Source organism: Cellvibrio sp., assembly GCF_039207905.1.
In the GTDB taxonomy this organism is placed as follows: domain Bacteria; phylum Pseudomonadota; class Gammaproteobacteria; order Pseudomonadales; family Cellvibrionaceae; genus Cellvibrio.
Window position 1 is genome coordinate 117,988 of the sequence record NZ_JBCECX010000015.1, and the last position, 6,786, is coordinate 124,773.

The window sequence follows — 6,786 nt, forward strand, 5'->3', positions numbered from 1 at the left end:
ATCTGAATGGCCGTTATGTTGAAGGAGATAAACAATGCTGCATTTTCCGCAACTGATCCTGCTTGATCTTGATGGAACACTGTATGTTGGTAACCAGGCTTTGCCGGGCGCAATTGCGAGCCTCGCGCAGCTGCGTGAGCGCGGTATTGAAGTGCGTTTTATCACTAATACTACAACGCGTTCGCAACACGAATTAGTCGCGCAATTACGCACTATGGGTTTTCAACTGGATTCAGATGAATTAATCAGTGCACCTATTGCCGCAAAATTGGAATTGCAAGAACTGCAAAAAAATACTGATCGCCCGCTGCGTATATGGCCGCTGGTTGCAGAGGCGATAAAACCGGACTTTAAAGAATTCGCTTGGGATGAAGAGCGTCCCGATTATGTTGTGTTAGGCGATATAGGCGAACAGTGGGATTTGCAGCTGATCAATCAATTATTTAATGTAATGCACAGCGGTGCGGAATTAATTGCGTTGCACAAAGGCCGCTTTTGGCAAACGAGTGATGGATTAAAAGCGGATATTGGATTTTTTGTTGCAGGCCTTGAATATGTGAGCAGCAAAACCGCGCGCGTTATGGGAAAACCCAATCGCGATTTTTACCAGCGGGTATTGGACTCTGCTGGAGTGGAGGCGCAGGATGCGTTGATGGTGGGTGATGATATCGACAGTGATGTTGGCGGCGCGCAATTGATGGGGCTTAAAGGATGTTTGGTTCGCACCGGAAAATTTCGCCAGGCGTATTTTGAACAATCGCAGGTGAAACCCGATGCAGTGTTGGAGTCGATTGCTGATTTACCAGCAGCACTGACTAACGTATTGCACTAATACATACAAATGTGTGCGATGCATAAATGATGCGTGGATTTTTCAAGCGGAAGTAGTGCGATATCCTTTGGGCACTTTCTCCATGTCAATAATTAAAAAAATCGATGAATTATGAATAATACTAATAGTGATTTCCTCGGCCATCCTAAAGGCCTCTATATTTGTTTCGCGACCGAAATGTGGGAGCGGTTTTCATTTTACGGGATGAAATTTATCCTGCTGCTGTACCTCACTAAATATCATTTATTTTCCGATAATCATGGTCTGGATATTCTCGGTGCCTATGCCGGTTTGGTGTATGCCTTACCGGTTATTGGGGGATTGATCGCCGACCGTTATCTGGGGACGCGTCGCGCGGTTTTATTCGGTGGCATCTTGTTAGTGATCGGCCATTTTTTAATGGCATTTGAAGGCCAGCAAGCGGTGTATTACCCAGTAGGTACTGTGTTGACTGAGTCCCTGACGCTGGCAACCGGTGAAGTATTTGCAGCGGGAACTGTGCTCGCGAATGAAATTACCAAACAAGATACCGCAGCGCTCAATGTGTTTTATACCGCGATTGCTTTTATTGTGATTGGTGTTGGGTTTTTAAAACCGAATATTTCAGTGATTGTCGGCAAACTTTATCCTGAAAATGATCCGCGCCGCGATTCCGGTTTCACTCTTTTTTATATGGGCATTAATGTTGGTGCGCTGGTGGCGACATTAGTGTGTGGTTGGCTGGGCGAAACCTACGGTTGGAAATACGGATTTGGTTTGGCGGGTATCGGGATGATTCTTGGTTTGATTACCTTTTTGCTTGGGCAGCGATATTTAAAAGGTTACGCTGAATCGCCGAACCCCGAGTGGTTAGCGACAAAACTCGCGGGAATCAAACAAGAGTGGTGGATTTATATCGGTAGTATCGCAGCGTTGCCACTGATTTGGTGGCTGGTGCAAAGTGAACCGGTTGTGCATATCACGCAAAATATTTTCTTGCTGTTAGGTATCGTGGGCATACTTGCCTACGCGATGATTCACCCCAATCCCTGGCAGTCTAAAAAATCATTATATATTTTGACCGCGACGGTTATTTTTATTGGCATTGGTAGCGTGCTTACCCAAAACCATGTGTTCCAGGTTTCCGATGATGCAACTGAATATTGGTTGTACGCCGCATTAATTTCGTTATTGGTATTTATTTTTTACGGCTTTGCCCGTCATCGCAGTGTGGAATTTACGCGCACATTAGTGTTGATGGTATTGATTGTGTCCACCATTGTTTTCTGGTCGCTGTTTGAACAATCTGCCGCATCAATGACGTTGTTTGCTGATCGTGTATTGGATCGCGATGTATTCGGTTTAACTATAGGCGCGAGTCAATTTGCTGCGCTGAATCCTGCTTTCATTATGTTACTCGCCGTTCCCTTTGCGCTGCTGTGGCCTTGGTTGGATTCGCGCGGGCTCAATCCTTCTACGCCAGTAAAATTTGCGATAGGCACTATTCTCGCTGGCTTGGGTTTTGGTGCGTTGGTACTCGGTGCGCAATTTCCCAATGACATTGGCAAGGTTGCAACACTCTGGTTTGTGCTGGCGTATTTTTGCCATAGCACCGGCGAATTGTGTTTATCACCGATTGGCTTATCTGCCGTAACCAAATTATCCATTCCCCGCGTAGTTGGGGTGAGTATGGGCACCTGGTTTGTGGCGACTGCACTTTCAGAAACCCTTGCGACACGCTTAGCCAAATTGGCCTCGGTTGATACCTCGGCAAAATCCGACGTGGCCGCCATGCTCGTCACTTACACCGGGTTATTTGAATATCTCGCGATATTGGGTGTTGGATTCGGACTGTTTTTATTGGTCATTTCTCCGCTGCTGAAACGCGGCATGGCAGGAATCCACTAATTCAACTATTCATAAAATGGAAACTTTCTTATGATAAAAAAAGCAATGATAAAGAATACGATGATAAAAAAAACACGTCGGGTTTTTGCTCTGCATACAACGGCGGTTTTAGCGTCCTGCATTTTTCTAGCGTCTTGTCAGCCGTCTTCATCAACAAAAAAGGACGAACATCTGGATGTCAGTACTGATAATAAATCGGTAGATACATTTATTGCCGACACCAGTGAGCGCTATCTGGAAGTGTCGCGCGAAATTAACGCGGCGCAATGGGCCTATGTTACTTACATCAATGACGATACCGCTTTTCTGGCGTCCAAAGCCAATGAGCGGCTAATGGAATTTGAAAAGCAGGTTCTTGCCGAAGCGCGCAACTACAAAGACCAGCCCATGTCTGCACCAACGGCAAAAGCTTACGCAAACTTAACCTTGGGAAAAGTGTTGCTGCCGCCGGATACACAAGCTGAACGCGCTGAACTTGCGCAATTGGGCACTAATATGGAAGGGGTTTACGGCGCGGGAAAATATTGCACACCTAAAAAAGGTAAGGCCACTGAGCAAGAGTGCCGCGACTTAAATCAATTATCCGATGTGTTAGTTAAGAGCCGTAATTACGATGAGCTGCTTGATGCCTGGACGGGATGGCGCACTGTAGCACCATCCTATAAAAAAGATTATGTGCGCTATGTTGAGATCGCAAACGCTGGTGCGCGTGCATATGGTTTTAGTGATCTCGGTGCTTCCTGGAAATCCGGATACGATATGCCTTCTGCCAAATTTGAAGCAGAAGTGGAGCGCTTATGGACGCAAGTAGAGCCGCTCTATAAATCCTTGCAGTGCAAAGTGCGTACTGATCTTGCCAAACATTACGGCAAAGACAAAGTACCGCTCGACCAACCCATTCCCGCACATTTGCTCGGCAATATGTGGAGCCAGCAATGGGGCAGTATTTACGATTTGGTAACGCCTTATCCGGGCGTGGGCGATCTAGATATCACTGCAGCTTTGGTAAAAAGTAAAAAAGATGCTGTTGCGATTACCAAAACGGCAGAAAACTTTTTTACTTCATTAGGTTTGCAGTCACTACCGCCGAGTTTTTGGCAAAAATCCATGCTCACTAAACCGCGTGACCGCGATGTGGTTTGCCATGCAAGTGCCTGGTCAATGGATTCCAAAGATGATGTGCGTATCAAAGAATGTATTGAGCCAACCGAGGTTGAGTTTGAAACGATTCACCATGAATTGGGCCACATATATTATTTCTTGGCATACAAGGACAAACCCTATCTTTTTCAAAATGGCGCTAACGATGGTTTCCATGAAGCGATTGGCGATACCATTGTGTTGTCCATGACGCCCGGTTATTTAAAAACCATTGGCCTGTTTAATAAAGTGGAAAACAATGAGAAAGCGGTGATCAACCAGCAAATGAAATTGGCTCTGGATAAGGTTGCATTTTTACCCTTTGGAAAAATTATCGATCAATGGCGCTGGCAGGTATTCTCCGGAAAAATAAAACCGGAGGATTACAATAAATCCTGGTGGCAATTGGTAAACCAATATCAAGGCGTCCGCTCAGCAGTGCCGCGTAGTGAAGATGATTTTGATGCGGGAGCGAAATACCATATCGCCGCCAATGTTCCTTACACGCGCTATTTCATCGCCCACATTTTGCAGTTCCAATTCCACAAAGCACTGTGTGAAGCCGCAGGATTCAAAGGCCCTTTGCATGAATGTTCTATCTACAACAGCAAAGAAGCGGGCGCTAAATTGCAAACGCTGCTCGCCGCTGGTTCCAGCAAGCCCTGGCAGGATGTATTGGAAGAGGCTATAGGCACCCGCGAAATGGATGCATCAGCAATATTGGATTATTTTGCACCACTAAAAACCTGGCTTGATGAGCAAAACAAAGGGCAGGCGTGTGGTTGGTAAATACCTTTCGGCGTAATTAGTTGCTTGAAAAAAAGAGTCGCAAATGCGACTCTTTTTTTTATCTGTGATTTTTAATGAATCGGCGCTTTAAATCGAAACATCCTGATGGTGAGCATAATCGCGGCACAGGTTAAACCGAAGATCAATGCTGTCCAGAATCCGGGTGCACCAACGGGGTCGATTATCCAGTCTTCAAAGGTCAGTACATAGCCGAGCGGCAAACAAATTCCCCAGAACGATAACAGCATTATCAGCATCGGGATTTTTGTATCCTTGTAGCCGCGTAATACATTAATCATAGTGACCTGGATAATGTCGGCGATCTGGAAAATTGCGCCCAGTACTAGCAGCTGTGCGGCAATTTTTTGCACTTCAATATCCGATGTATAAAGGCTGGCGATAAAATCGCGGCCAAAAAATAATATTGGTGCATTAATACAGGCGATGAATAACCCGAGTAATAGCGAACTGCGCGCGAGTAAACGCGCTTCATCGTGATCTTTTGCGCCGACCAGAAAGCTTACGCGCAAAGTCAGCGCCATACCCAAACTTAACGGCACCATGAAGCAGAGGGAAATTGCATTCAATACGATTTGATGGGCGGCCACAGTGGTTGCACCCAGCGGCGCAAGGAAGAGTGCAATCATGCAGAACATGCTGACTTCCACAAACATGGTGAAACCAATCGGCAAACCTACTTTGAGAATTGCGTGAATTTCGCTCCACACAGGTTTGGCCCAATCGCCAATTAAATGGAAGGCTTTGTAATGTTGACTGCGGTTTAAATACAATAGCAATGCAAGCGCGGCAATCCAGTTGGCAATACTGGTGGCCCAGCCGCAGCCGATTCCACCCATTGGGTCGAGCGTCAAACCTGCAAAGGTAAATCCGTAGATAAATAAATAATTTAGCGGCAAGTTGATGATTGCGCTGATCAGGAAAAACACCATGATCACCCGCGTGCGGCCGAGGCCATCGGTTAAACCGCGCAACGCATTTAATAATAAAAGTGCGGGTACACCCCATGAAAATGCGTCGAGATAACCTTGTGCAATCGCGGTGGTTTCATCGTCGAGTTGCAACAATCGCAATACGGGTTCGAGATTGATCAATACCAAAATCATCAACAGCGACGCCACACCGGCAATATAAAGCCCCTGCCAAGTAGCTGGCATAATCCGGTTCCACTGCTCAGCGCCGCGATGGCCGGAAATAATTGGCTGTAGCGCGTTGAGTGTGCCGGTAAAAAATAACAGGATCGGCACCCACAAGCTGGTGCCAATGCCGACACCCGCCAAATCTTTTGCGCTGGCATGGCCGGCCATCATGGTATCCACCACGCCGTTAGCCATTTGCGCTAATTGGGCAACTAATACCGGCGCGCCGAGAATTGCGAGCTGTTTCCACTCGTGGAATGTGCGTACAACCAGACTGCGGTTATGGTCGGGGAGGGTTTGCGGTTGGGACGAATTTAGCGGTTCCACGGGATTTCCAAAACGAGTGACATAAGCGAAAACATTGACTAACAAAATAGTAACGCTGGTGTGATTGCAACCAATTGCCAGTGTAGATGGAATTTGGGAGCTAACCAGATCGACGGGGCGTGAAGTTTAACGGAATTTGTCGGCAGGGATAAAGAAAATCAGGTGCAGATAATGAAACGTGGGTGCAAAGAAAAATATGCAGGTGGTAAAACGGGAACACTAGGGGGGAGCCTTCCTTGGCTCCGGGTATCGGGCTGGTGTCAGCCCGGAACGCGGTTAAGAGTATTTTGCAGATGCTACTTTTTCTTGCGGTTTGTTTTTAAATACTCTGTTGATGAGATCCAGTGCCGGACCGGTCATGCAGGTAGTTACGATTGCCATTATTACCATCATGGCGAAAATTTCGGCGGAGATTACGCCTAGGTCATAACCGATATTCAACACCACCAATTCCATCAGGCCGCGAGTATTCATCAATGCACCTATGGATAAACTGTCTTTCCAACTTTGGCCGACACATTTGGCTGCCAGCGCACTGCCTGCAAATTTACCCAGTACTGCAACAAAAATAATCAGCGCGGTGATTTGCCAGAGGTATGGATCGTTTAACAGACCAATTTGCGTGCGCAAACCGGTGAATACGAAGAAGAGTGG

Annotated in this window: 5 protein-coding genes; 3 read left to right on the top strand and 2 right to left on the bottom strand. The window is 46.6% G+C overall.

Translation table 11 applies throughout. The annotated features are described in order from the left end of the window. Window positions 1–34: 34 nt before the first annotated feature. From AAGC78_RS11220 to AAGC78_RS11230, 3 genes are all read left to right on the top strand, one after another. Window positions 35–832, top strand: coding sequence for a TIGR01458 family HAD-type hydrolase (locus AAGC78_RS11220; RefSeq protein WP_435784171.1), 798 nt, complete (start codon window positions 35–37; stop codon window positions 830–832). 111 nt (window positions 833–943) lie between these two features. Then, window positions 944–2,719 (top strand): peptide MFS transporter, encoded by a 1,776-nt coding sequence (locus AAGC78_RS11225; RefSeq protein WP_435784172.1) that lies wholly within the window; start codon window positions 944–946, stop codon window positions 2,717–2,719. 60 nt (window positions 2,720–2,779) lie between these two features. Continuing rightward, on the top strand, window positions 2,780–4,648 hold the full coding sequence (locus AAGC78_RS11230; protein WP_435784173.1) for a M2 family metallopeptidase: 1,869 nt from the start codon (window positions 2,780–2,782) through the stop codon (window positions 4,646–4,648). A 71-nt stretch (window positions 4,649–4,719) separates the two neighbouring features. Here the strand turns inward: AAGC78_RS11230 and AAGC78_RS11235 are convergent, their stop codons facing one another. Together AAGC78_RS11235 and AAGC78_RS11240 are read right to left on the bottom strand one after the other, a co-directional pair. Then, window positions 4,720–6,132 (bottom strand): MATE family efflux transporter, encoded by a 1,413-nt coding sequence (locus tag AAGC78_RS11235; RefSeq protein WP_435784174.1) that lies wholly within the window; start codon window positions 6,130–6,132, stop codon window positions 4,720–4,722. A gap of 276 nt (window positions 6,133–6,408) precedes the next feature. Then, a partial coding sequence (locus AAGC78_RS11240) for a cation:proton antiporter (protein ID WP_435784175.1) occupies window positions 6,409–6,786 on the bottom strand: 378 nt, incomplete at its 5' end.

Bases quoted from the DNA above. Each gene is read 5' to 3' on its own strand.
- AAGC78_RS11220 (WP_435784171.1), top strand. From the start codon at position 35: ATGCTGCATTTTCCGCAACTGATCCTGCTTGATCTTGATGGAACACTG.
- AAGC78_RS11225 (WP_435784172.1), top strand. From the start codon at position 944: ATGAATAATACTAATAGTGATTTCCTCGGCCATCCTAAAGGCCTCTAT.
- AAGC78_RS11230 (WP_435784173.1), top strand. From the start codon at position 2,780: ATGATAAAAAAAACACGTCGGGTTTTTGCTCTGCATACAACGGCGGTT.